The sequence below is a fragment of the Cryobacterium sp. Sr3 genome, from assembly GCF_004402835.1.
Taxonomy (GTDB): domain Bacteria; phylum Actinomycetota; class Actinomycetes; order Actinomycetales; family Microbacteriaceae; genus Cryobacterium; species Cryobacterium sandaracinum.
In genome coordinates this window covers 1-24,523 of the sequence record NZ_SOFA01000028.1, presented here as the reverse complement: position 1 = coordinate 24,523, position 24,523 = coordinate 1, and the positions used below count along the sequence as shown (strand labels likewise).

Here is a 24,523-nt window from a genome sequence, read left to right as displayed (position 1 = left end):
ACCCCCACCCGACCGGCCACTTCACCCGGCTCTGCGGTAGCTTGGTCGTACTGCCCGGCCCGCTCGGAGAGGAGGACGTCGGCGCCATACCTGGCGCCGAGACAGCGATGAAACGACGAACCTTTCTGCTCGGCTCAGTCTCCGGCCTGGGCCTGGTCGCGCTCACCGCGTGCGTGACGCCGACTCCGCGGCCCTCGGCATCCGTCACGCCGAAGCCGACGTCGACACCCTCGCTCGTCCCGAAGCCGGCGGCCATGCGCCGCACATCCTGGTCGGCCGACCCGTTCGCCCGCGGCTCCTTCAGTTACCCCGCGGTGGGCGCCACGCCCGAGCAGCGCGCCGCGCTCGGCCAGCCCGTCGACGACCGCCTCTTCTTCGCCGGTGAGGCCACCTCCACCGACGCGCCGGGCACGGTGCAGGGCGCCCGCGATTCAGGGAAGCGCGCCGCCCGCGACGTGCTCGCAGCGGCGAGCCTGGGGGAGCGCATCGCCGTGATCGGCGCCGGAATCGCCGGACTCACCGCGGCCCGAGACCTGCAGGACGCCGGCTTCGACGTGTTCCTGGTCGAGGCCCGCGACCGCATCGGCGGCCGCATCGACACCGTCACCGACAAGGACTGGCCATTCCCGATCGAGCTCGGCGCGGCTTTCGTCCGGCGCACCGGCCAGACCACCCTCGACGAGGACCTCACCGACCGCGGCGTCGCCACGGCCCCCTTCACCGATCCGCCGGAGGCCCGCACCGCGGCCGGCACGGTCGTGGAGGTGCCCGACACCGGCGCGCAGGCGGTCGCCACGGCGCTGGCCTGGGCCGCCGAGCAGCCCACCGACGTGTCCATCGCGCAGTCCCTCGCCGATTCGGGGGCCTCCAAGCTCTCGACGACGGATGCCGACACCGGCGTTTCCGACGCCGACTGGCTCGACTACCAGATCACGGTGGTGCTCGACCCACTGGCAGGGGGCCCCGTTCCGGAGCAGTCCTCCTGGTACTCGGACGCCAACCCTCAGGCCGACCCTGACACCGATCCCGGCGAGGATCGTATCGTGCTGGGCGGCTTCGCCACCCTGCTTACCGACCTCAGCGACGGCATCGACATGCTCGGGTCGAGCGTGGTCACCAAAATCGCCTACAGCGAAGCCGGCACCAGCCTCCGGCTCGGCACCGGCGAGTCGCTCTCCGCCGACCGGGTCGTCGTCACCGTGCCGCTGGGGGTTCTGAAGACCAAAGTGATGGAGTTCGACCCGCCGCTGCCCTTCACGCACCGCGGTGCCATCTCGGCCCTGGGCATGGGCACGCTCGACAAGATCTGGCTGCAATTCGACAAGCCGTTCTGGGACACGGATGCCCCGCTCTGGTCCACGGTCGGCGGCGACGACGACTTCCGCGTCTGGATCAACATGGTTCCGCTCACCGGCGAACCGGTGCTGGTGGGCCTGGTTGCGGCGGAGACCTCTCTGCGCCTCGCGGAGGTCGACGACGACGAGTTCCTCGCCGCCGCCTTGAGCAGCCTCGAGCCGTTCTACTCGGCCGTGCCGACCGACAACCCGACCACGGAGTAGGTCCGCACCACGCCGCTCCCCGAATCCCGGGCCGGCGCCTCGCGATTGTCCACCCGTCTTAATTCTGAGATTCGTGGTGTACTCACCTGCCAACGTCCAGTCGATGAATTCTGGCTCCCACTCGGGGCACGTTCTCATGCAGTCGCAGCCCGTCGTGGTGCAGCGCTCAGAGGTCCAGTCGTTACCCGGACTGGCCCTGCCGACGGATTCCTGACGGGTGGATGCCCCCGTTCCAGGCCGGGCTCGTTCCGCCGGCCATCCCAGTGCGGTCGTCACCGGGATGCACCACCCCCGCCCGCGACTGCTCCACTTTTCTGCTTGACCGTGCGATTGCTGTGCTCCCCATGGATATCCTCCTCGACATCGACATCGACATCGACATCGACATCGACCGCGAATCCGTCGTCCTTCTGGACGTCGACCCTGACCTGCCCTGTGAAGGCACTCACCACATTCGTGGCCTGAACGGGCACCAACCCACCGCCCCCGGTGCCTACCTGGCGGTCTCGCCGTGCTGCGGCACCAAGGTCGTGCATTGCACACCCCGGGTCCTCGCGATGCGGGCATCCGGGGTGCTCCACTGCGGCGCCTGCCGGGGCGGGCACCTGACCAGCGAATACACCTTCACGCCGCTGTAGGTTCGCGCCCCTGCGCCCGCGGGGGCAGCCGCGACGTGGCCGTGAGTACGGCGGCGATCGCGGTGAAGAGCAGCAGCGCGACCAGGCAGTAGATCACGGTCTCGAGCGGGCCGCGCACCTGCACCGGGTCGAGGAAGAAATACGGGTACCACCCCACGATCGACCCGCGGATGAGCGTGAACACTCCCCAGATCGAGGGCACCACGAGAACCCAGACCAGGATTTTCCAGGGCAGGCGGGCCTTGCCGGCATCCGTCAGCCAGTCAAGGAGTGCGATCGTGGGAATCCAGAAGTGCAGCAACTGGCTCGACCAGGGCACCTCGATCGTGTAGTCCAGCGAGGAGGACTGGATGACGATGGTCAGGAATACGATCCCGGAGACGGTGATGTAGGTCGTCACAAGCAACCGGAACCAGTTCAGCCAGGGTGGGTCGGTCGTGTGCCGAAATGCGACGAATGCGGCAGCGGCGAAGGCGACGATCGCGGCCATACCGCTCTGCACGGTGAAATAGCTGAAGTAGTTGTAGATCTGAAACGTGGCGAAACCGAGCACGTAATCGAAGTAGCCGGCGAGGGCCACCACGCCCAGGCCGGCGAGGAGCAGGCGGCCGATGCCGAACCCGCGGCGCACGGTGTGCACGGGCTGCGTCCGAGAAGTTCGGGCGAGGGCCCGGCGTACGGGTGCCGCAGTGAGTGCGCGCACGCCCGATCTCGTCGCCGCCGAGTGAACGCGCTTCGGGGGGTCCGTCCGAGCGGGATCGGCAGCTCGCGCGCACATGCTCCCACGCTACGCCAGCCGGTCGGGTGCCCGCTGACCTCGGTATCAACCGGATGCCGCCGCTCAGCCGGCCGTTCCGCTCAGAAGCCGATCCGGAACCCGGTCTCGCCGAGCGGCGGAATCGTGGTGACCTCGACCGCCTCGACCCGGGCCGACGGCGGGCCGTGCTGCAGCCACGAGAGCATCACCCAGACGGTTGCCGCGTCGCCCTCCAGCTCGACCTCCACCGCACCGTCCCCGCGGTTGCGCACATGACCCGCGAGCCCGAGTCGGCGCGCCTCGGTCTGGGTGTAGTAGCGGAACCCGACTCCCTGCACCACCCCGCGCACGACAACCTGCTTGCGAACCATGCTTCCAGTGTGCCCCGCCGCAGGCGAGCCCGCATCCATCGTTCACCCGACCCGTTCACCAACCCGCGCTGTGGCTAACTCAGGAGATCCAGCGCGGGCATCCGTCGTGCACCGAAAATCCCACGGAAACACGCGGATGCCCCTAACCGGCCCGAGCATTCTCCTGAGTTAGCCACGCGGGGTGGGAGTTAGCCACGCGGGGTGGGAGTTAGCCACGCGGGGTGGGAGTTAGCCACGCGGTGTGGGAGTTAGCCACGCGGGGTGGGGGTTAGCCACGCGGGGTGGGGGTTAGCCACGCGCGGTGGGGGAGACGCGCAGCCGGAGTGCTCCGGCCAGCCCGAAGCCAGATGCTGCCGCCATGGCCCTGCACCGCCAACCCCCGATTCAGGCGGAGTCACGCCAGACGATCGGAGTCTCGAGCAGGATGCCCTCGGCCGGCTGCTCTTCGCCGCGCAACTGGCCCAGCACGCACTCGGCCGCCCGCTCACCGAGGCCGAAGGCGGGCTGGTGCACGGTGGACAGGTGCGGCTGGGTGCGCAGCGCCCAGGAGCTGTCGTCGAAGCCGACGATGCCGACGTCTCCGGGAATGGTGCGCCCGGCATGGCGCAGAGCCTCCATGGCTCCGGCCGCGACCGCGTCGGAGGCGGCGAACACGCCGTCGATCAGCGGGTCACGCTGAAGCAGCGCACGCATGCCGAGGGCCCCGTCGGTGAAGGTGTACAGCGGAACGCGGGCCACGAGAGCCGGGTCGAAGCGGTCGCCGAGGGCATCCGTGAAGCCGGCCAGACGGTCGGCTCCGGAGTCGCGGTCGAGCGCGGCGGCAATCATGCCGATGCGCGTGCGGCCGGTCTGCATGAGGCGTTCGGTGATGGCGCGCGCCGACGCCCGGTTGTCGATGCCCACGAAGGGAAGCTGGCGCAGGTCGGGCGGATGTCCCACGAAGGCGGCCGGAAGGCGCAGCTTCTCGATCACCCGGGTGATCGGGTCTTCCTGGCGAGCGGAGACGATGACGACCCCGTCGACGAAACCGCCGCTGAGGTAGCGGGCGACGCGCTCGGTGTCGCGCTGGGAGTCGATGACCAGGCTGACCATCTGGTAGTCGGCGCGGGAGAGCACGGTGTTGGCGCCGAGTAGGATTCCGCCGATGTTGGGGTCGTCCAAAAACAGGGAGTGCGGCTCGTGCACGATGAAACCGACGGCCTCCGAGCGCTGCATGACCAGGCTTCGGGCGGCATTGTTCGGCACATAGCCGACCTTCTCGATGGCCGCCTCGATGGCGATGCGGGCCGACGCCGAGACGTAGGGCTCGTCGTTCACGACCCGGCTGACCGTGCCGCGGGAGACTCCGGCTTCCACGGCGACGTCGTGGATCGTCGCGCGTTTGCGTCGAGACGGAATTGTCACCATTCGATAACTGTAACGCTCCCGCACACACTCCGCGCTTGACACGACCGCCGGGAGATACATACTCTGTGTACGTTCACAGAAAACCCGACGGAGTGTTTTTCTCCCGACTCTGTGCACGTTCACAGAACAGTTAGCACAGAGTCGTCACCACGGTGTCGTCACCACGAAGTGCACGCCACAGTCAGGGAGTACATGAACTCGCGAGCAGCCACTTCGAACGGTGCGGCCCCGGCCCACCCGTTCGTGCACGAGGGCATCGCCTACGGCTGTGACTACAACCCGGAGCAGTGGGGTCCCGAGACCTGGGCCGAGGACGTGCGCCTCATGCGCGAGGCCGGCGTCGACCTGGTGGCCATCAACATCTTCGGCTGGTCGCACCTCGAGCCGCGTGCGGGCGAGTACGACTTCGACACCCTCGACACGATCATCGAGCTGCTCCACGCCAACGGGATCCGGGTCAACCTCGGCACCGGCACCTCGTCGCCGCCGCCGTGGCTGACCACACTTCACCCCGAGATCCTTCCGGTCGCCGACGACGGCACGACCCGTTTCCCCGGCGGTCGCCAGGCCTGGTGCCCGAGCTCGGCCGTGTTCCGTGAGCACGCGCTGGCCCTGGTCGAAAAGGTCGCCGAGCGGTACGGCCACCACCCGGCCATCGCCCTCTGGCACGTGTCCAACGAATTGGGCTGCCACAACGCGCTCTGTTACTGCGACGACACCGCCGCCGCGTTCCGTCTCTGGCTTCAGGCGCGTTACGGCACCATCGATGCTCTCAACGCAGCCTGGGGTACCTCCTTCTGGAGCCAGCGGTACGGCCAGTGGGCCGAGATCCTCACCCCGCGGCTCACGCTGTCCAGCCACAACCCCGGCCAGGTGCTCGACTTCCACCGGTTCAGCTCCGCCGAACTGCTCGACTACTATCGGCGCGAGAGCGCGGTGCTGCGCCGCCACTCGAACGTGGCCGTGACCACCAACTTCATGGTCACCGCGCACATCCGCAACCTCGACTACTGGTCCTGGGCCGGCGACATGGACATCGTCGCCAACGACCACTACCTCGACCACCGCCTCGCCGACCCGGCCACCGAGCTCGCCTTCGCCGCGGACCTCACCCGCGGGCTCGCCCAGGGTGAGCCCTGGCTCCTGATGGAACAGGCCGCCGGTGCCGTCAACTGGCAGCCGCACAACCTGGCCAAGGCGCCCGGCGAAATGACCCGCAACTCCCTCGCCCACGTCGCCCGCGGTGCGGACGGCGTCTGCTTCTTCCAGTGGCGCGCCTCCCCGCAGGGGTCGGAGAAATTCCACTCCGCCCTGGTGCCCCACGCCGGCACCGACACCGTGCTCTGGCGCGAGGTCGTGGCCCTGGGCGCAACCCTGGATCGTCTTGCCGAGGTCACCGGCAGCCGGGTCGTCGCGGATGCCGCGATCATCTTCAGCTGGGAATCCTGGTGGGCAGGCGACGGCGAATCCCGTCCGTCCCACGCGGTGCGCTACCTCGACCAGGTGCACGCCGCCTACGCGGCCCTGCACGAACTCGGCGTCACGGTCGACATCGTCTCCCCGGATGCCGACCTCTCGGGCTACCGCCTCGTCGTCGTCCCGTGCCTCTACCTGGTCTCGGACGCGCAGGCCGAGAATCTCAACGCCTACGTCGCCGCCGGCGGCCACGCCCTGATCACCTTCTTCAGCGGCATCGTCGACGTAGACGACCGGGTGCGCACCGGCGGTTACCCCGGCGCGTTCCGCGAGATCCTCGGCATCACGGTGGAGGAGTTCTCTCCGCTGCTGCCCTCCCACGTTCTCGCTCTCGACACCGGCGCCGCCGCGAGCCTGTGGAGCGAACGCCTGCGCGTCGACACCGCCGAGGTGGTCGCGAGCTACATCGACGGGCCGCTGCCCGGCATCCCCGCCATCACCCGCAACCGGCACGGAGGCGGCACCGCCTGGTACGTCGCCACCGCGCTGGAGGCCGGCGCCCTGCGGGACGTCCTGCGCAGGATCGCCCAGGAGGCTCGGGTCACCGCGGTCGGCCCGGAGCGCACCGGAGCCATCGAGGTCGTGCGCCGTGTGAGCTCCACCCACAGCTATCTGTTCATCATCAACCACGGTTCGGGCGACGTCGAGCTTCCGGCCGCCGGCCACGAGCTCGTCACCGACGAACCCGTCGGTCGAATCGTGCGCGTGCCGGCCGGAGCCGTCCGCGTGATTAGAGAGGACCCCTCATCATGAGCGCACCTGCCGTTCCCCTGACGGATGCCCCGGGCAGCGCTGCCCGAAAGAGACCCCGCGCCGCCAAGCCAGCCAAGGCCCCCGGAGCGAAGCCCCGCGTGCAGCACACGGGCGCGATCCTCGCGTTCGTGCTGCCGTTCGGCACCCTGTTCGCCCTGTTCTACCTCGTCCCGATCGGCTACGCGATCTACCAGTCACTGCTCGTGATCGAGCGCGAGGGCACCTTCGGCCAGGCCACCGAGGTCTTCGGCGGACTGACCCAGTACATCCTGGTGTTCCAGAATGGGCCGTTCTGGGAGTCGATCACCCGGGTGCTCGCCTTCGGCGCCGTGCAGGTTCCGATCATGCTCGGTCTCGCGCTGCTGTTCGCCCTGTTGCTGGACTCGCCGCTCGTGCGCGGCAAGAGATTCTTCCGGCTGGCGTTCTTCGTCCCCTACGCGGTCCCCGGCGTCATCGCCGCGATCATGTGGGGCTACCTCTACTCACCCAATCTGTCGCCGTTTCGCGCCGTCACCGAGAACATCAACTTCCTCTCGGCCGATCTCGTGCTCTGGGCCATCGCCAACGTCGTCACCTGGGTGTTCGTGGGCTACAACATGCTCATCATCTACTCCGCGCTGCTGGCGATCCCGACCGAACTCTACGAGGCCGCCCGCCTCGACGGCGCCGGCCAGCTGCGCATCGCCTGGTCGGTCAAGATTCCGCTGATCATGCCGGCGATCATCCTGACCGCCATTTTCTCGATCATCGGCACCCTGCAGCTGCTCGCCGAACCGCAGGTCTTCCGCAGCTTCAGCTCGGCCGTGACCAGCACGTTCACCCCGAACCTGACGGTGTACTCCACCTCGTCGATCCCGAACTTCAACCTGGCCGCCGCGTTCTCCGTTGTGCTGGCCCTGGCCACGTTCATCCTCTCCTTCACGTTCCTGAAGTTCACGCAGCGTAAGGAAGCCAAGTGAGCACCCTGACCCCCACCACCCCCGCCAAGCCGGCTCGCGGCATCCGTTCAACCGAGGCGAAGGCACCGCGCGCCCAGCGCGAGAGCCCGTTCGCCCGGGTCAGCGCCATGGTCGTCATGGGCGTCTTCACGATCTACTTCCTGGTGCCGATCTGGTGGCTGCTGGTCGCGGCCTCGAAGAACCGATCCCAGTTCAACAGCACGAACCCGCTCTGGTTCGCCGACTTCTCCCTGTTCGAGAACATCGGAAACCTGGTGGCCTACCGCGACGGCGTCTACCTCAAGTGGATGCTCAACAGCGCGCTGTACGCCGGTGGCGGTGCCCTCGTGGGCACGATCATCGCCGGAATGTGCGGGTACGCACTGGCCAAGTACAACTTCCCGGGACGCGAACTGATCTTCAACGTCGTGCTCGGCGGGGTGCTCGTACCCGCCACGGCGCTGGCTCTGCCGCTGTTCCTGATCTTCAGCCAGATCAGCCTGACCAACACGTTCTGGTCGGTGTTCCTGCCCAGCCTGGTCAGCCCGTTCGGGGTCTACCTCTCCCGCATCTACGCGTCGGCCAGCGTTCCCGACGAACTGATCGAGGCCGCCCGCCTCGACGGCGCCGGCGAACTGCGCACCTTCTTCACGGTCTCGGTGCGGATGATGGTGCCGGCCCTCGTCACCGTCTTCCTCTTCCAGTTCGTCGCCATCTGGAACAACTTTTTCCTGCCGCTGATCATGCTGCGCGACGAGACCCTGTTCCCGGTCACGCTCGGCCTCTACGCCTGGAACTCGCAGGTCAACCAGATCCCCGTGCTGCGCGATTACGTTCTGATCGGCGCCCTGCTGTCGATCATCCCGCTGATCATCATCTTCCTGCTGCTCCAGCGCTTCTGGCGAAACGGCCTCAGCGCCGGTTCGGTGAAGTAGCCGGCCTCACCCCCCCCTTAGCTGCACCACCTCCACCCCCAAGAGAAAAGAAGAACAATGCAGATCAAGAAGAGAGCAGCCGCCGTCGCCTTGCTCACCGCAGCCACGGTCGTTCTGACCGGCTGTGCGTCGGGCTCGAGCACGTCCGGCGGTGGCGACGCCGCCGCCTGCGAACCCTCCGAGGGCAAGGTCGACCTCACGTTCACCACCTGGATCCCCGGGATGGAAGACGTCGCCGCAGTCTGGAATGAGGAGAACCCCGACGTTCAGGTAAAGGTGCAGACCGGCCCGAACGGCAACGGCGGCACGTACCAGAACTTCTTCAACCAGCTCAAGGCCGGCAACGCGCCCGACCTCGGCCAGATCGAATACGACGCCCTCCCGAACTTCCGCGTGCAGGACGGCCTGATGGACCTCGCCGCCTGTGAGGGTGTTCTCGACGCCAAGGACGACTTCGTGGACTGGACCTGGGGACAGGTCAACTTCGGTGAAGAAGACGCAGCCTACGCGGTGCCGCAGGACGCCGGGCCCATGGCGATGTTCTACCGTGCCGACCTCTTCGCCGCCAACAACATCGCGATCCCGACCACCTGGGAAGAATTCGCGGTTGCCGCCGAAGCCGTGCGCGCCACCGGCGGCTACATCACCAACTTCTCGCAGAGTGACATCAACCAGTTCGCCGGATTCGTCTGGCAGGCCGGGGGAAGCTGGTTCGAGAACGACGGCGAGAACTGGACCATCGACCTGACCAGCCCCGAGTCGGTCAAGGTCGCCGACTACTGGCAGGACCTGATCGACCGCGACCTCGTCTCGACCAACCCGCCATGGACCGACGAGTGGAACAACGCCTACAACACAGGATCCAACTGGACCTGGAACTCCGCAGCCTGGGGTGCGAACTCCATCGCCAGCGGCGCTCCGGACACCGCCGGCAACTGGTCCGTCGCCCTCTCCCCGCAGTGGGCTGCCGGCGAGAACGCCGCCGGCAACTGGGGTGGCTCGTCCACCGCAGTCTTCAAGGGCTCCGAGCACCCCTACGAGGCGGCCCAGTTCGCGCTGTGGCTGAACACCTCTGACGAGGCGCTCACGATGCTGAACAAGTCGGCCAACCTGTACCCGGCCGCCAAGAGCGGCCTCGAACTGCCGGCCCTCAAGGAAGGCGTCGAGTTCTACGGCGGCCAGGCCATCTACGACGTGTTCGCCGAGGCATCCGATCACGTCTCGCCCGACTTCATCTGGGGCCCGACCATGACACAGGTCTACAACGACACCTCCGACGGCTTCAAGGGTGCCGTCACCGGTAGCGGAACTCTGACGGATGCTCTCACGAGCGCCCAGCAGAGCACGATCGACGCTCTCGAGGCTCAGTCGATCCCGGTCACCAAGTAGCATCAGCTCCACTGTGTCGATTCCCTACCTCCGTGCCGCGGGCACCAGCCTTGTGCTGGATGCCCGCGGCACGGGCGTGCCCGTCATCGTGCACTGGGGTGCCGACCTGGGTGACCTGAACGGTGAACTGCTGGAAACGCTGGCCGACGCATCCGTGCCGGCCATCTCGCCGAGTTCGATCGACGTGCCCCTGCGGCTCTCGCTACTGCCCACCCTCGCGGCAGGCTGGAGCGGGCGTCCGGGCGTGAGCGGGTTCCGGCCCGGTGGGTGCGGCGGCGTGGCCCTCGATCTGCGCCTCACCGAGGTTCAGTCGGGCGGTGTACGGGCGGGCGTGCCGTCTGCCTCCGGCCGCACGCTGCCCGGCACACAGGCCCTGACGATCTTTCTGACGGATGCCGCGGCCCGGGTGACCGTGCGCACCGACCTCGAACTCTCGGTCGAGGGTGTGCTGCGACTGCGCCACACCCTCACCAACACCGGTGACGACCCTGCCTCCGCACCCTTCGAGCTTGGCTCGCTCGACGTCATCCTGCCGGTGCCCGACCGCGCCGGGGAACTGCTTGACTTCACCGGGCTGTGGACCCACGAGCGTCGGCCGCAGCGCAGTACGCTCGGCCACGGCGTGTGGAGCCGGGAGTCCCGTCACGGCCGCCCCGGCCACGACGACTCCTATCTGATGGCGGCCGGAACGCCCGGGTTCGGCTTCCGCACCGGCGAGGTATGGGCCACCCACTTGGCCTGGAGCGGCGACAAACACGTCTGGGCCGAGAACAGCGCGCTGGGCTACTCGGCGCTCGGCAGCGGCGAGCTGCTGGCTCCCGGCGAGCTGAGAGTGGCCCCCGGTGCGAGCCACACCACCCCGTGGACGGTGGCCGTGTACTCGGCTGCCGGGCTGGACGGGCTCTCGGCGCGGCTGCATCCGTGGGTCCGTTCCTGGTCGACCATCACCGGGCACCGCCCGGTCGTGCTGAACACCTGGGAGGCCGTGTACTTTGACCACGACCTGACGACTCTGGCCCGCCTGGCCGACGCGGCGGCCGTGGTCGGGGTGGAGCGCTTCGTGCTCGACGACGGCTGGTTCACCGGCCGCTCGGACGACCGGCGGGCCCTCGGAGACTGGTTCGTCGACCCGGTCACCTGGCCCGGCGGATTGCACCCGCTGATCGAGCATGTGCACGCGGCCGGCATGGACTTCGGTCTCTGGGTCGAACCCGAAATGGTCAGCGCCGACTCGGACGTCGCCCGCGCGCACCCGGAGTGGGTGCTCGGCGGGGTGGACGCGGCTGGTGTCGGGGGTTCCGGGGCCGGTATTGGTTCGGCATCCGTCGGTGTTTCGTCGCCGGCGCTGACCTGGCGGTTCCAGCGCGTGCTCGACCTCGGCAACCCGGATGCCTTCGGCTGGGTGTTCGCCCGCCTCACCGCCCTGCTCAACGAGTACCCCATCGCCTACCTGAAGTGGGACCACAATCGCGACCTGCTGGCCGGCTCCGCCCACCGGCAGACGGTGGCGCTGTACCGGCTCATCGATGCCGTGCGTGCCGAGCACCCGGGCGTCGAGATCGAGTCCTGCGCGTCGGGGGGAGCCCGGGTCGATCTCGGAATTCTCGAGCGCGTCGATCGGGTCTGGACCAGCGACACCAACGACCCGCTCGAGCGGCAGCAGATCCAGCGGTACTCGAGCGTGCTCCTACCGCCGGAGTACCTCGGCGGGCATCTCGGCGCGGCCACCGCACACACCACCGGGCGCACCTCCGAGCTCAGTTTCCGGCTGGCGACCGCCCTGTTCGGCAGCGCCGGCATCGAGTGGGACCTGACCCGCGCGAACGAGTCCGAGCGGGTGCAGATCGCCACCTGGATCGCCCGCTACAAGCAGCTGCGGCCGCTGCTGCACTCCGGTGTCGTCGTTCGGGCTGACCCCAGCGACCCGGCCCTCGAGCTGCACGGTGTCGTCTCGCCCGACCAGAACTCGGCCCTGTTCGCCCAGGTGGCGCTCGCCGCCCCGCGCGCGGCACTGCCGGAGCGGATGCGGTTCCCCGGTCTCGCGCCCGAGCGGCGCTACCGGGTGGCACCGCTTTCGCTCGGCGTGCCCCCGCGCACGATCCAGGATGCCCCGCCGGCCTGGCTGGCGGAGCCGGGCTCGTCCGGTGCCGCCGGTGCTTTTGGTACCGACGGTTCAGTGACGCTGACCGGAGCTGTGCTCGCTCTCGTCGGGCTGCCCGCGCCGCTGCTCGCCCCGGAGCAGGCCGCGCTCTTCACCGTCGACGCGGTCGACGGCCGCCGCTGAGCAGTCACCGACCAGGCATCCGTCACCCGGGCCGAGCAGGTGGGCGGTGCAGGTCGTGGCAGGTTTCGCCCGGTTGCGGTCGGGTTGCGGCACCGAAAAACCAGCCTCGGGCAGTACTCTCATCGAAGCACTCGCCTCGGGGAGACCGCCTCCGCGGGGCACCCTCGCACCGAAGGAACTGTCATGAAAATCGAGAACATCGAACTGCGGCGCGTGCACATTCCCCTCGTGCGGCCCTTCCGCACCTCGTTCGGCACGTCGACCGAGCGGGCGGTCACGATCGTGCGGGTGACCACCGCGGATGCCGAGGGCTGGGCCGAGTGCGCCGCCGATACGAGTCCGCTTTACAGCTCGGAGTTCCTCGACGGCAGCGACCTCGTGATTCGCGACCACCTGATCCCGAGGCTGCAGGCGCTCGGCGACCGGCTCACCGCCGAACGCGTCGCCGGGGCCGTGGAGCCGGTGAAGGGGCACGCGATGTCCAAGGCCGCGCTGGAAACGGCCATCCTCGACGCGCAGCTGAAGGAGGCCGACATCTCGTTCGGCGGCTACCTCGGCGCCGTGCGCGACACGGTGCCGGCCGGTGTGTCGGTGGGCATCATGGACTCGATCGACGAGCTGCTCGAGGCCGTGGCCGGCTACCTGGAGGAGGGCTACCTTCGGATCAAGCTCAAGATCGAGCCCGGTTGGGACCTCGAGCCGGTGCGTGCCGTGCGCGAGCGCTTCGGCGAGGAGCTGCTGCTGCAGGTCGACGCGAACACCGCATATACCCTCGCGGATGCCCGTCACCTCGCCCGGCTCGACCCATTCGACCTGCTCCTGGTGGAGCAGCCGCTGAAGGAGGACGACCTGCTCGGCCACGCCAACCTGGCGAAACGGATCAGAACCCCCATCTGCCTCGACGAGTCGATCGAATCGGCCCGGGATGCGGCCACTGCCATCACCCTCGGTGCCTGCAGCATCATCAACGTCAAGCCGGCGCGGGTGGGCGGCTACCTGGAGGCCCGTCGCATCCACGATGTGGCGGCCGCGCACGGTGTGCCCGTCTGGTGCGGCGGAATGCTTGAAACCGGAATCGGCCGGGCGGCGAATGTGGCCCTGGCCGGGCTGCCGAACTTCGTGCTGCCGGGGGACACCTCGGCCTCCAGCCGATACTACGAACAGGACCTGACCGCGCCGTTCGTGCTCGAGAACGGGCACCTGCGCGTTCCCACGGGACCGGGCATCGGCGTGGAGGTGCTGACCGATGTGCTGGCCGGCGTCACGGCATCCGTCACTGACATCAGATTTTAGACCTGACGGCTGACGGATGTCCCGCAGCGCAGCGAGCTTGAGCGAGCAGCTAGCCTGAGGGAGAAAGCCTGCACCGCACCGGACCCCTGGAGGACACCAATGCTGTTGACCGCCGACCTGTACGACCAGCGCGGGGAAGACCTGCAATCCGTTTCGCTCCAGTTCCTGAACCTGGGTGGCCTCGCCCGGTTCAGCGGCCCGATCCGCACCGTGACCTGCTTCGAGGACAACGCCCTGCTCAAGTCGGTGCTGTCGACGCCCGCCGCCGGCGAGGTGCTCGTCATCGACGGCGGCGGCTCGCTGAATACGGCGCTGATGGGCGACATGATCGCCGACCTCGCGGTGCAGAACGGCTGGGCCGGCGTGGTGATCAACGGTGCGATCCGCGACCGGGTGGCCATCGGAGGGATGCCGCTGGGCGTGAAGGCCCTCGGCAGCAACCCGCGCAAGAGCTCGAAGGCCGGCGCTGGAGTCACGGATGCCGTCGCCCGGTTCGCCGGCGTGACGTTCACCCCCGGCCGCACGATCTACTGCGACGAAGACGGGATCCTCGTCGAGCGGTGACGCCCAGCGGACGCGACACAGCACGCGCCCGGGCAAGACGCGCGGCGCCACCCGAGGAACCTCACTCAGGTGGAGCCGCTGGTGCGGGGGGCCGACGTCATTGTTGTTCGTTCTGAGTACGCAATTTCAGACCTACTCGGCAACGGTACTTCGTCACCGGTCACCTTGTCACCATCTGCGAGCTAACGATTCGTACCGGCCGGGCGGCGCAGCGCCGCCCGGGCCGGCGACCTCGGCGCAGCTCGGCTCAGCGCGGCGCAGCTCGGCTCAGCGCGGCTCAGCGCGGCGTCGGGCGGTTGGCGCTCACGACCTGGCTGCGCTCGGTGAGCTCGACGACGCGCTGCGTGCCGTCGTCGAGGGTGACCTCCACCTCGAAGGCGTGGTCGAGCGCTCTGCTGCGGCGGAAGTCCGTCACGGTGCCACTGCCGACCTCGGCCAGGGCCGCCTGGCCGGCAGTCGTGCGGTCGACGCTTGCGAGTTCCGCAGCGGTCAGCACGCGGGGTTCGGCCACGGATGCCGCGTCGCCGCTCCAGCTGGGTGCACTCACCCACACGACGGTGAAGGTCTCATCGAGCTGAACCGCGACCTCGACGCCGTTCGGAAGTCGGGTGTCGACCGTGTAGGACTCGGAGGACTCGGAAAGCGCGTGAGACTCGGCGGGGCCGCGCTGGGCATCCGTCACCGTGGCTGGCCCGACCTCGGTCAGGGCCGCGCGACTCGCACGCGCCAGCTCGGTGTCGGTCAGGGTGGTCTCGTCGTCGCCGAGACCCGTGGCGGCCGCGATTCCGGCGGCACCGGCACCCACGGCGACCGTGGCGGCCACCGCAGCCGCGATCCAGGTTGACTGTCGGATTCCGGGCACCCTGATTGCATTCACACCCCCAGTCTGGGGGACTCCGGGCGGCTTGGATGCCACCGTTCCTGCCGCCGCGCCCTCCACCGTGTCAATTTGCCTTAGTGGCTAAACTAAATGCATTCGACGAAAGGTGTGACTCATGTCCGGCTCCTCTCCCACCCCGGCTCGCGATGACTCCACGGGCATCTGATGGGCAGCATCCTCGTCACCGGTGCCTCCGGAACCGTCGGCCGGGCCGTGGCCGCGGCGCTCGCGTCCACCGGCGAGAGCGTCATCTCCGCGGTACGGAACCCGGCCGGCTCCGAATTCGCCCTGGACCCGCCGGCCGGCACACCCCGTGCCTTCGATTTCTCCGACCCGACCGGGTGGGCCGGCGCCTTCGCCGGAGTCGACCGGCTGTTCCTGCTGCGCCCGCCCGCGATCGCGAACGTGGCGGACACCCTGATCCCGGTGATCGACACGGCGCTGGCGCACGGCATCCGCCAGATCGTCTTTCTCTCCCTGCAGGGTGTTCAGTTCAACCCGGCCACTCCCCACCACGCCGTGGAGAAGCACCTGCGGCGTCAGCGGGCCCCGTACACGTTTTTGAGACCGAACTTCTTCATGCAGAATTTGTCGACCGTGTACCGTGACGGCATCCGGGAGCGCGGCGAGATCTATCTTCCGGCGGCCAGGGCGCGCACCGCATTCGTCGACGCCCGTGACATCGGGCGCGTCGCCGCGCGGGTGTTCACCGAGCCGGGGCACCTCGGCAGTGCCTACACGCTGTCGGGCGAGCAGTCGCTGGATTACTACCAGGTGGCGGACATCCTCTCGGAGGTGCTCGGGTGGCGCATCGTTTATGCGCGGCCGAGCGTCGACGACTACCTCTCCCGGTTGGCCGAGCAGGGCGCAGAGGCCGACTTCATCGCCGTGCAGAAGATGATCTACCGGGTGGTGCGCCTGGGGGTTTCCGCGTGCCCGAACCGGGTGATCCGGCGGCTCTCGGGCGATCCGGCAACCACCTTCCGGCAGTTCGCCACAGACCACCGCGACGTCTGGTCGTAGGCCGCACCGGTACCCGCATCGGCACCGGCATCGCGGGCGAACCCGGTGCGCCAGTCGCCACGCCGTCGACACCCCCCTTCGGGGACTGCGTGCTCCCCGTCCCCAGTCGCTAGATTCGAGTCAGCAAAGGGGATTGCGATGACGGTGGACAGTGCCACGATGCAGGAGAGCCTCGCGGCGCTGTCAGTCACCGAGCAGCTGCTGCGGGTTCAGGGGAGCGTGCCCCGACGGTCGCGGTTCGCGGGGTTCTTCGGTCTATCCCCGCACGGCGCTGACAGCATGTCCTGGTATCTCGGGGCCAAAGGAGAGATTGTGGTGGGCTCCATCCTGGCGACGCTCCCACCCGAGTGGACGGCGTTGCGCGCCGTGCCCGTCGGCTCCGCGACCGCCGAGATCGACCACCTCGTGGTCGGACCCGGCGGAATCTTCACGATCACCACGAAGCACCACCCGAGCAATGACATCCGTGTCGCTCGGGACACACTGCGGGTCGACGGCGAGTCCGTGCCGTATTTGCACAACGCCGCATCCGAGGCCGAGCGCGTCACGAGCCTGGTGCGAGAACGGATGCCGCTGGTCGCGCCCGTGCAGCCCGTGATCGTGTTCGTAGACCCTCGGCTGCTCACCATCGAGCAGAAGCCCGAGCAGGTCAAAGTGCTCGACGCGGACGAACTGCGCCGGTGGCTGGTCAGGCTCCACCCCGTGCTGTCGGCCGGTGAGGTGCAGGAGGTGGCGGACCTTCTCGACAGCCCGCACGTGTGGCACGTGCTGCCGGACACCACCCCCGATGATGTGCGCGAGCGGTTCACGGCGCTCGATACGCGGGTGCGATCGGCCGGCATCCGACGGATGCTGTGGGTCCTGTTCGCCGCGGCGGGCGCCATCGCGGCCGGTTACGTCGTGTTCCGGCTCATCGAAGCCGCGCTCGCGACGGCCTGAGCCAGAACGACGCTCCCGAAGCGGGGGCCTACTCGGGCAGGCGGCGGCGGACCTCGTCCGTCAGCGCGTCGAGCGCGGTGCAGATGGCCACCAGAGACTCCTCCACCCCGCGGGGTGTCGCGGCATCCTCTTTGATCGTGTTGATGTGGGTTTCGAGCAGCCCGAGCTGAGTTTGCACGACCTTCATGTTGTTTACCATCCGACCATCGTAGGTGGCCGGTTCGGGCCCGTCCCCAAAGGGAGTGCCACCCGTTGGGGTGAGCCGTTACAATCGACGGTGGGGGATCAGAAAAGATGACGTTGGAAAGTACCAGAATGCGCCAGCGCTTCGCGGCCCAATTCATGATCGAAAAGCTGCTGCGCGAGCAGAGCGGCACTCCTCCACGAACCCTGTGGGCCCGGTTTCTGGGGCGTTCCCCGCTCGGCGTGAACTGTGAGGGCTGGTACCTGGGCGCCCAGGGCGAGATCGTGGTCGGCGAAAAGTTGGCGACGTTGTCGCCGGAGTGGGCGGTCTTCCACGCGCTGCCGATCGGCGGACACGGCTGGGACATCGACCACGTGCTGGTGGGCCCCGGCGGCGTCATCACCATCAATACCAAACAGCACCGCCGCCAGCGCGTGCTCGTGGAGGAACGCAGCGTTCTAGTGGACAGTCGGCCGGTGCCCTACCTGCGTCACGCGAAATTCGAGGCGGAACGGGTCACGACGCTGCTGGAAGACCGCCGTCCGCTCCCGATTCCCGTGATTCCCCTGGTCGTCCTCGTCGGTGCGCGCAGCATCGACGTGCGGTCATCGCCGGTGCCGGTGACGGTTCTCGATGCCGCCGAGCTCGTTCCGTGGCTGACGTCCCTGCCGATCGTGCTGGGCCCGGCGGATCGTCTGCGCGTCATTGAACTGCTCGACGACCCCGACATGTGGATCGATGTGCCGCTGGGTTCCGGCGAGGGCCTGATCGAAAGTTTCTCTCGGCTCGACTCCGAGGTGCGCGCCGCCGCTCTGCAGCGCACGGTGCTGTTGCCGCTCGAGCTGGCGGTGGCAGCGGTGGCCGCCTTCATCGTGCTGAACTCGGCGATGACGTTGGTCGTGGGGATACTCGCGTCCCCGTGAACCCCCGCGACAACCCCCGCGACAGACCCCGTGAGACCATCGAAAAAAACATGATTTCGGGCTCCCTACACCCTGAACCTTAACGCTCGGGGTCATTCTCACAGGCGACAGGCGTACCCTCGTCAGACAGCCTCTCACGAAGGCTGGAAGGGGAGTCAGTGGTGTACATCCGCGTGGAGACCAGCGTCGCGGTGCAACAACTCGCCAACGGTCTGCACGATGCGGGCCGAGATCGTCCTTGGGTTGTGGTGTCGTCGCCGTTCGGCACCAGCCTGCCCGAAATCGGAATCGACCAACTCGCCGGCCAGATCGGCGACGTCGCGCGCGTCTTCCTGATCGAGACGGGCGAGCTCACCCGCCAGCTCGGCGATCTGCTCCCGGCCCAGTTCCAGGTCTACGGCAGCGCCGGCCGTTCCTTCCCCGTCGGCGACGCGTTCGCCGACCTGGCCCGTTCCCGGCTTCGGTTCACGCACGGCGACCCGCAACACGCCACCGATCAGCTGGTGACGGATGCCCTCGCCCACGCGCATCAGGCCGGCCTCTTCGCGCTCGCCCCGGCATCCGTCATCACCGTGGACGGCACCGTCAAGGGGTTCATGCTGGGCGGTTCCCGGGCCCTGGTCGAACTCGACGGCGGCGGCATGGCCACCGTCTGGCAGGAGCTGACCTACCCGCCGGTACCCCTCGACTGGACTTTGCAGACCGGTCAGCGCATCCAGGGCGCGCTCGACGCACCCACCCATCGTCTCAATGTCGAGATCAAGCCGCCCTCCGTGGCCACGATCGCGAAGCGCTACCCGCACGGCAGCATCACGCTCGCTCTGGTGCAGAAAGTCAGTGCGCAGCGGGCGGTTCTGGCCCTGCACCCGCATCTGGCGCTCACGATCACCCGGGCCGATATCTCGGCCAACTCGCTTGACAAGGTCGATGCCCTGCTCTCCGAGGGTGACGTCGTGGCGGCCCGGGTCATCCACCTGCCGAGCGGTGCCCTGCACCTGTGCCTGAGCGACGTCGACGACGACGAAACCGTTCTGCCGTCGCTGTGTGCCGTGCGGAATGGACCTCCCTGGCTGCAGGAAAATCGTCCGCTGCTGCCTCAGGTCGAGGAAGACGCAGGCGCCGCCGCAGTGGTCGAACTCGACAGCCAGTCCGCGCTCGTGGGTGCCTCCGCATCGGCCCGCCGCGCCGCGGGGGTCGCCCGTATCGGCATTTCCGGTGGTTCCGGCGTTTCCGGTGCTGCCGGGGTCTTCGATGCGGCCGGCGTCTCCGGGGTCACGGTCCTGATCACAGCAGGCCCGACATCGGACCGCCTTCACCCGCGCCCATCGCCGGGGCCGGGCCGCGTGCACGCCCTGCGTCCGGTTACAACGGGGGCCACCCCGTTCCGGGTCACGCCCACGCCCATTCCCGCGCCACACTCCGCGCTGCAATCGACCCAGCTGTCCCTCGCCGAGGCGAAGTCCCGCATCGTGCGTCTCGAGAACCAGCTTTCCGAGGCCGGCGCCACCGATTCCGACCTCGCCAAACTGCGCGAGCAGGCCCGCTCCGCACAGTTGCAACTGCGCGATGCCCTCGTCGAACTCGCCACCCTGCGCCACACGGTCGCGGAGCTGCGCGACGACCAGCGGGCCCAACGACGGATGCTGCGCGAATCCCGCCGCACCGTCCCCACCCACTCCACGGTCAGCGAATACGAGTCGCGGCGAGCCGCCTGGGAGGAACCCTCCGGCTGGGTGCGGCATGAGATCCTCCTCGCCTGGGTCGACCGGGTTCCGGAATCGGACCGCGAGGAATGGAAGCTGCCGCACAGTTACGTGCTGGGGGAGCGGTTCACCGAATCTCTCGCCGGGCTCGACGACGGCCAGCTGGCCAAGGCGTTCAAGGCATCCGTCGACGTGCTCACCGGCCGGGTGAAGACCCTCAAGGGGCGGCACCTGCACGCGCTGCGCCAGGGCGCAGGGCCGGCCGACCCGCACCTGCTGCGCTGGGACGGCGCCCGCTGCATGCGCGTCTCGATCGAGCAGAACACCCCCGCCGCGCGCCGAATGCACTTCTGGCAGCTCCCGGATGGCGGCATCGAGCTGGGCCGCATCGTCACCCACGACGACATGGAAGCCTAGGCCTCGACCTGGACGGACTGCATCAAGCCCATCGTCCGGACGGATTCCTACCCGCTGGTGCACTGGGGTCACTGCGTCACCGGCACTCTGCCGACAGTGTTAGATGACGGCACGGAGGCCGACGCGGGTCAACCCGCAGCAGAGGTCAACCCGCAGCGTGAATCGACCGCAGCGTGGTTCGACCGCAGCAGGGAGCCCCGAGCCGGCCTAACCCAGCGCCGCCAGCGCCGACCCGTATTTCGCCGCGAGCCTCTTCTGCGCGCTCGCGTCCAACTGTTCCACCCGCCAGGGCTCCAGGTTGTCGGCGATGTCGGCGCGCTTCACGGCGAGAGCGATCGGGTTGGCGCGAATGCCGGCGTAGTAGTCGGCGTCGCTGACGGCATCCGTTCTGGTGAGCACCGTGACGGCCTCGACCACACCGCCAGGGATGCCCGCTTTGAGCAGGTCGTGGCGGGTGATGTTCGAGTCTTCGAGCACATCGTGCAGCCAGGCGGTGGCCTGCTCGAGGGGATCGTTGAGGCGCTCGGAAACGCGACGGGGATGGTCGATGTAGGCGGTGCCGAGCTTGTCGACCTGGCCCAGATGTGCGGTTGTGGCGATTGTTTTTGCCGCGGCGACGTAGGTATCGCCTGTGGTGACCGTCATGGAGACCCCCCTCTTAGCACTACAACAGAGCAGTGTGAGCGGCTCCGCCCATGACTGCAACGTTAGCCCGGGCCTTCGCCCGTTGCTAGGAGTTCGGCGCCGGGAAAGCGCGCCTCGGCATCCGTCACCCCGAATCTGTGCCGGACGCACCCCTCGATTTGGGGGGCCCTCGAGCGGCGAAAATTTTAGCCTCGCCGGTTGCGCGCCGAACCTGGCTGATAGGTTTCTCTCAGGTGACCGACTGGTCGCTGGAGAGACGGTCACCTTCACGTCAATCGCAAGGGCACACCCGTCGTGAGGCGGGGTCGCAAAGGCACGGAACCCTCGGGTCAGCCGGCCTACCGAATGAAAAGGAACCGCCCCAGATGAACCTCACCTCCCTCGAGGCCGACACCAGATGCGGCCGTTCAGCCTCGTCTCTGTCGTCTCGTGGCGCGGTGGACACACCTCCGTTTTGTCGTCCCCTTGGGTAGGCGCACGACTGCAACGGTGGAAGCCGGGCGAGATTAGGGATCTCGTCCTGATCTGGCAGTGCGATCGGGAATCGATTCGGGTTCGGTTCCCGATCGCATGCTTGTTTCACACCCTGGCACGGCCCGCGCTGAGAAGCCCGGCTCGCCGAACCGAGAACGACTGACTCACCCGGGAACACCACTCTCAATGACTGCACCGACGCAGGCACTGAACCGCACATATGCAGAATCAAGGACCGGTAACAAAACCCGCCGCCGAGCACCTCCGTGCACGCCGGGCCCCTCCCGGTCAACCGGGCCTCTTCGCCGCTCCGATCGCCGAGGCTGGAAGGTTGTGGCGGCCCCGCCGCTGACCCGGCGGGTCACCGCGCCCAGGCTCGTGCTCGGACTGTTCAACCTGCGCTGCTGCTGCGCTGGTGCTGCTGCGCTGGTGCTGCTGCGCTGCTGCGCGGGTGCTGCGCCGCTGCGCCCGTGGCGCGCCTCCAGCGCAGCGGAGTAAACCCCGCGCGGGGTTCCGACGCCGCCCGTGAGCCGCCCATCGGCATCCGTCGTGAGCGGAGCCGGTGCGTTCGTGGCTAACTCAGGAGATGCGGGCGGATGCTGCCCGGCAGCCCCGGAAACGCGGGAAAGTTTCGGCCGCGGTGGCGGTTTCTCCTGAGTTGGCCACACTCGCGCGGGCGGCTGTGGACTGGTGCCCGAGAATCGGGCGACGACGGATGCCGCCGAACCGGTTCCCGAATACGGCCGACCGGTGGTTACAGGGCCGGCTTCGTCACAGAGTTGCTCTGCAACGTGACGGCGGTCTGGGCCAGCAACCGGCCGGTGATCGACGCGCCGGTCTTCATCGCGATCATGGTCTTGCTCAGGATCGTGCCCTCGAAGTGCGCGGTGGTGCCGACCGAGACTGAACCGGCGGTCTGCCAGTACGCGTTCTTGGTCTGCACTCCGCCGAGCAGGGTCACGTTCTTGGCCGAGGCCTGGTCGATGTTGCCGGCGATCTGGGACACGAAGACGTCGTCCGGGCCGCCGGTGAGGCGCACATCACTGGAGATGGTCACGTCGGTGTTCCACTTGTAGAGGCCGGGCTTGAGCGTGAGACCGCCGAATTCGCCGGCACCCAGGTCGATGAAGTCAGGGTTCGTGCGCCCAGCCGCGTCGGAATAGGCGATTTCCATGTCACCGACGGATGTCCTCAGGAAGCTCGGGTCCGTCACCGTGCACGGCGGACCGGCGGCGTCGACAGTGAAAATGGTGCCGGTCACGACCTCAGGGCAGGTCAGCAGCACCGCGGCGCCGGTGAACGGGCTGGCCCCGACGTTGCCGTTGACTGCGGATGCGTAGACGTTCGTCACGCCGGTCTTCGACAGGATCGCGAAGGAGTCCGCCGTGCCGAGCTCGACCGGACTCTGGGGGAGTGAGCCGGCGACGGCCGCTCCGCCCAGTCCGGCGCCGCCGACGCCGACCACGGCGACGACGACAAGCAGTGCCAGAACCCGCTTCCGGGCCGTGGATGCGCGGGCTAGGGAAGTGCCGACGGATGATTCGTAGAAGTGGAACATGGTGGTACTACCTGTCGCCAGTCCCGCACGATGCGGGTCTGGGACAGGGCCGCTGTGGGAGCGGTCCCCGACGCTACACGTCGGGTTTCTTCGCGCCGGCAGGGCCTATCAGGGCCGACTTCACCCCGAATAGAGCCCCCGGTCCCACGGCAAGCGGGCGTCCTCCACGCACACCATCGCACGCCCCACGGGACCGCTTCCAACGAATCGAATCTGTCTGAATCCCAGACGAGGGGCAGTTTTCACGCACTCCGCCAACAGGGGTTCCGGCCTCCTGAACTTCACCCAATCGTTGCCTACACGCCATCACCTCCGGCTTCGATGCGCTCCTCGAAGGTGAAGCCGCGCTTCTCCTTCTTGCGCACATCCGTCACGTAGCGACCGAGGTTCGCGCTCATCGCGGCGACCTCACCCGACGCGGCAGCGAAGGTCATGGAGCTGGCGGAGTCGAAGCCGAGTGCGGCCCCGGTGAGCACGGCGTCCTGGTTGGCGCCGAGGAACACGAAGTCCCAGCTGTACGATTCGGTCTGCCGGTTGATCAGCGCGCGCACGGCATCCGCGGAGTATTCGCTGCTCGAGTTCTCGCCGCCGTCGGTCACGACCACGACCTGCACGGTGCCGGGACGCGCGTGCTCGGGCAGCACCCGCAGCGTCTCGCCGAACTCCGTGACGGCGATGCCGATCGCATCGTGCAGCGCCGTCATGCCGCGCGGGTCGAGCTCGACGGTGATATCGCTCGGGTCGGCGAGGGTGTGGGTGTGCTCGATTTCGTCGTCGAAGGTCACGATATCCACGGTGAGCAGGCCCGGCTCGGCGGCCTGTGCGGCAAGCATCGCGGTCAGGCCGCCGACCATGTCGTCACGGATGCCGGACATCGAGCCGCTCCGGTCGATCACGAGAAGCAGAGCGGTGTAGTTGGGATCAGTCATCTGTACCTCCTGGTTGAGGCTCCCTCGTGGGGAGTACTTCAGAGTCTCAGGAGCCACTGACAGTGCCCGCGGTGGTGCGGCGGTGGTGCGGCAGTGGTGCGGCAGTGGTGCGGCGGTGGTGCCGGCGGCGGTGCGGTGCGGCGGTGGTGCCGGCGGCGGTGTGGCAGTGGTGCGGTGCGGCAGTGGTGTGGTGCGGCGGTGGTGCGGTGCGGCTCTGGCCATCCGCTGCCGAGCTCGACACCTTCGGTCGAGTGCGACAGGTCTGCGGGCCGAACTCGACCGGAACTGTCGTTCCCGCGAGCCCGCAGGCCTGCCCAGCCTGGCAAGCACGGATGCTCGACGTCGAACCAATTCGACGGAGATTCTGGCTCTCCTGCTTCATCTGTGGGTGTTTCGGAGCGCCTTAACGGCCGCACGCCGCTTCCTGTCTAGGTTTCTGACTGTCTAGGAACAGAAACTCAAGGGGCAGGAAAACGGCGTGCGG

At 68.2% G+C, this 24,523-nt stretch carries 21 protein-coding genes and 1 riboswitch; of the genes, 13 read left to right on the top strand and 8 right to left on the bottom strand.

The features are described from left to right. Positions 1-107: 107 nt before the first annotated feature. A complete protein-coding gene (locus E3N94_RS08230; RefSeq protein WP_134570067.1) occupies positions 108-1,559 on the top strand; it encodes an NAD(P)/FAD-dependent oxidoreductase in 1,452 nt (483 codons plus the stop codon). 221 nt (positions 1,560-1,780) lie between these two features. Next, positions 1,781-2,197 (top strand): hypothetical protein, encoded by a 417-nt coding sequence (locus E3N94_RS08225; protein WP_134570066.1) that lies wholly within the window; start codon positions 1,781-1,783, stop codon positions 2,195-2,197. Here the strand turns inward: E3N94_RS08225 and E3N94_RS08220 are convergent. From E3N94_RS08220 to E3N94_RS08210, 3 genes are all read right to left on the bottom strand, one after another. Then, positions 2,184-2,900 (bottom strand): Pr6Pr family membrane protein, encoded by a 717-nt coding sequence (locus E3N94_RS08220; protein ID WP_134401116.1) that lies wholly within the window; start codon positions 2,898-2,900, stop codon positions 2,184-2,186. The genes E3N94_RS08225 and E3N94_RS08220 overlap by 14 nt on opposite strands. A gap of 155 nt (positions 2,901-3,055) precedes the next feature. After that, positions 3,056-3,325: an acylphosphatase gene (locus E3N94_RS08215; RefSeq protein WP_104099340.1), complete on the bottom strand. Its 270-nt coding sequence runs from the start codon at positions 3,323-3,325 to the stop codon at positions 3,056-3,058. A 384-nt stretch (positions 3,326-3,709) separates the two neighbouring features. Then, positions 3,710-4,732 carry a LacI family DNA-binding transcriptional regulator gene (locus E3N94_RS08210; protein WP_104099341.1) on the bottom strand — a complete coding sequence of 341 codons (1,023 nt, stop codon included), beginning with the start codon at positions 4,730-4,732 and terminating at the stop codon, positions 3,710-3,712. 192 nt (positions 4,733-4,924) lie between these two features. Between E3N94_RS08210 and E3N94_RS08205 the strand changes: the two genes are divergently transcribed. The 7 genes from E3N94_RS08205 to rraA all read left to right on the top strand — a co-directional run bounded on the left by E3N94_RS08205 (position 4,925) and on the right by rraA (position 14,364). Next, positions 4,925-6,961, top strand: a complete 2,037-nt coding sequence (locus E3N94_RS08205; RefSeq protein WP_134401115.1) for a beta-galactosidase — start codon at positions 4,925-4,927, stop codon at positions 6,959-6,961. Then, a complete protein-coding gene (locus E3N94_RS08200) occupies positions 6,958-7,920 on the top strand; it encodes a sugar ABC transporter permease (protein WP_104099343.1) in 963 nt (320 codons plus the stop codon). The genes E3N94_RS08205 and E3N94_RS08200 overlap by 4 nt, the downstream gene beginning before the upstream one ends. 107 nt (positions 7,921-8,027) lie before the next feature. After that, complete coding sequence (locus tag E3N94_RS08195) at positions 8,028-8,834, top strand: carbohydrate ABC transporter permease (RefSeq protein WP_104099356.1); 807 nt, start codon at positions 8,028-8,030, stop codon at positions 8,832-8,834. Between the two features lie 57 nt (positions 8,835-8,891). Further along, positions 8,892-10,223, top strand: a complete 1,332-nt coding sequence (locus E3N94_RS08190) for an extracellular solute-binding protein (RefSeq protein WP_104099344.1) — start codon at positions 8,892-8,894, stop codon at positions 10,221-10,223. Positions 10,224-10,236: 13 nt separating this feature from the next. Continuing rightward, positions 10,237-12,507: an alpha-galactosidase gene (locus E3N94_RS08185; protein ID WP_134401114.1), complete on the top strand. Its 2,271-nt coding sequence runs from the start codon at positions 10,237-10,239 to the stop codon at positions 12,505-12,507. A 183-nt stretch (positions 12,508-12,690) separates the two neighbouring features. After that, positions 12,691-13,800 (top strand): o-succinylbenzoate synthase, encoded by a 1,110-nt coding sequence (menC, locus tag E3N94_RS08180; RefSeq protein ID WP_104099346.1) that lies wholly within the window; start codon positions 12,691-12,693, stop codon positions 13,798-13,800. Positions 13,801-13,899: 99 nt separating this feature from the next. Beyond that, entirely contained in the window at positions 13,900-14,364 is a 465-nt protein-coding gene (rraA, locus tag E3N94_RS08175; RefSeq protein WP_104099347.1) for a ribonuclease E activity regulator RraA, read from the top strand. Between the two features lie 277 nt (positions 14,365-14,641). Here the strand turns inward: rraA and E3N94_RS08170 are convergent, their stop codons facing one another. Further along, positions 14,642-15,241 (bottom strand): hypothetical protein, encoded by a 600-nt coding sequence (locus tag E3N94_RS08170; protein WP_134401113.1) that lies wholly within the window; start codon positions 15,239-15,241, stop codon positions 14,642-14,644. 168 nt (positions 15,242-15,409) lie between these two features. On the opposite strand from E3N94_RS08170, the gene E3N94_RS08165 reads away from it, so the two are divergent. Together E3N94_RS08165 and E3N94_RS08160 are read left to right on the top strand one after the other, a co-directional pair. Next, positions 15,410-16,267 carry an SDR family oxidoreductase gene (locus E3N94_RS08165; RefSeq protein ID WP_134401112.1) on the top strand — a complete coding sequence of 286 codons (858 nt, stop codon included), beginning with the start codon at positions 15,410-15,412 and terminating at the stop codon, positions 16,265-16,267. A 138-nt stretch (positions 16,268-16,405) separates the two neighbouring features. After that, positions 16,406-17,206 (top strand): nuclease-related domain-containing protein, encoded by an 801-nt coding sequence (locus E3N94_RS08160; RefSeq protein WP_134401111.1) that lies wholly within the window; start codon positions 16,406-16,408, stop codon positions 17,204-17,206. A 28-nt stretch (positions 17,207-17,234) separates the two neighbouring features. Here the strand turns inward: E3N94_RS08160 and E3N94_RS16545 are convergent, their stop codons facing one another. Next, entirely contained in the window at positions 17,235-17,405 is a 171-nt protein-coding gene (locus E3N94_RS16545) for a hypothetical protein (RefSeq protein ID WP_166784810.1), read from the bottom strand. A 116-nt stretch (positions 17,406-17,521) separates the two neighbouring features. On the opposite strand from E3N94_RS16545, the gene E3N94_RS08155 reads away from it, so the two are divergent. Together E3N94_RS08155 and E3N94_RS08150 are read left to right on the top strand one after the other, a co-directional pair. Beyond that, a complete protein-coding gene (locus tag E3N94_RS08155) occupies positions 17,522-18,313 on the top strand; it encodes a nuclease-related domain-containing protein (protein ID WP_166790082.1) in 792 nt (263 codons plus the stop codon). Between the two features lie 158 nt (positions 18,314-18,471). Next, positions 18,472-20,433: a hypothetical protein gene (locus tag E3N94_RS08150; RefSeq protein ID WP_134570065.1), complete on the top strand. Its 1,962-nt coding sequence runs from the start codon at positions 18,472-18,474 to the stop codon at positions 20,431-20,433. 207 nt (positions 20,434-20,640) lie between these two features. Here E3N94_RS08150 and E3N94_RS08145 read toward each other — a convergent pair whose 3' ends face one another. The 3 genes from E3N94_RS08145 to E3N94_RS08135 all read right to left on the bottom strand — a co-directional run bounded on the left by E3N94_RS08145 (position 20,641) and on the right by E3N94_RS08135 (position 24,039). Next, positions 20,641-21,078: a phosphohydrolase gene (locus tag E3N94_RS08145; RefSeq protein WP_104099353.1), complete on the bottom strand. Its 438-nt coding sequence runs from the start codon at positions 21,076-21,078 to the stop codon at positions 20,641-20,643. Positions 21,079-21,350: 272 nt separating this feature from the next. Next, positions 21,351-21,424, top strand: a riboswitch (cyclic di-GMP riboswitch). An 882-nt stretch (positions 21,425-22,306) separates the two neighbouring features. Continuing rightward, positions 22,307-23,110 carry an ice-binding family protein gene (locus tag E3N94_RS08140; protein WP_104099354.1) on the bottom strand — a complete coding sequence of 268 codons (804 nt, stop codon included), beginning with the start codon at positions 23,108-23,110 and terminating at the stop codon, positions 22,307-22,309. Between the two features lie 296 nt (positions 23,111-23,406). Beyond that, entirely contained in the window at positions 23,407-24,039 is a 633-nt protein-coding gene (locus tag E3N94_RS08135) for a vWA domain-containing protein (protein ID WP_104099355.1), read from the bottom strand. Between the last annotated feature and the right edge of the window lie 484 nt (positions 24,040-24,523).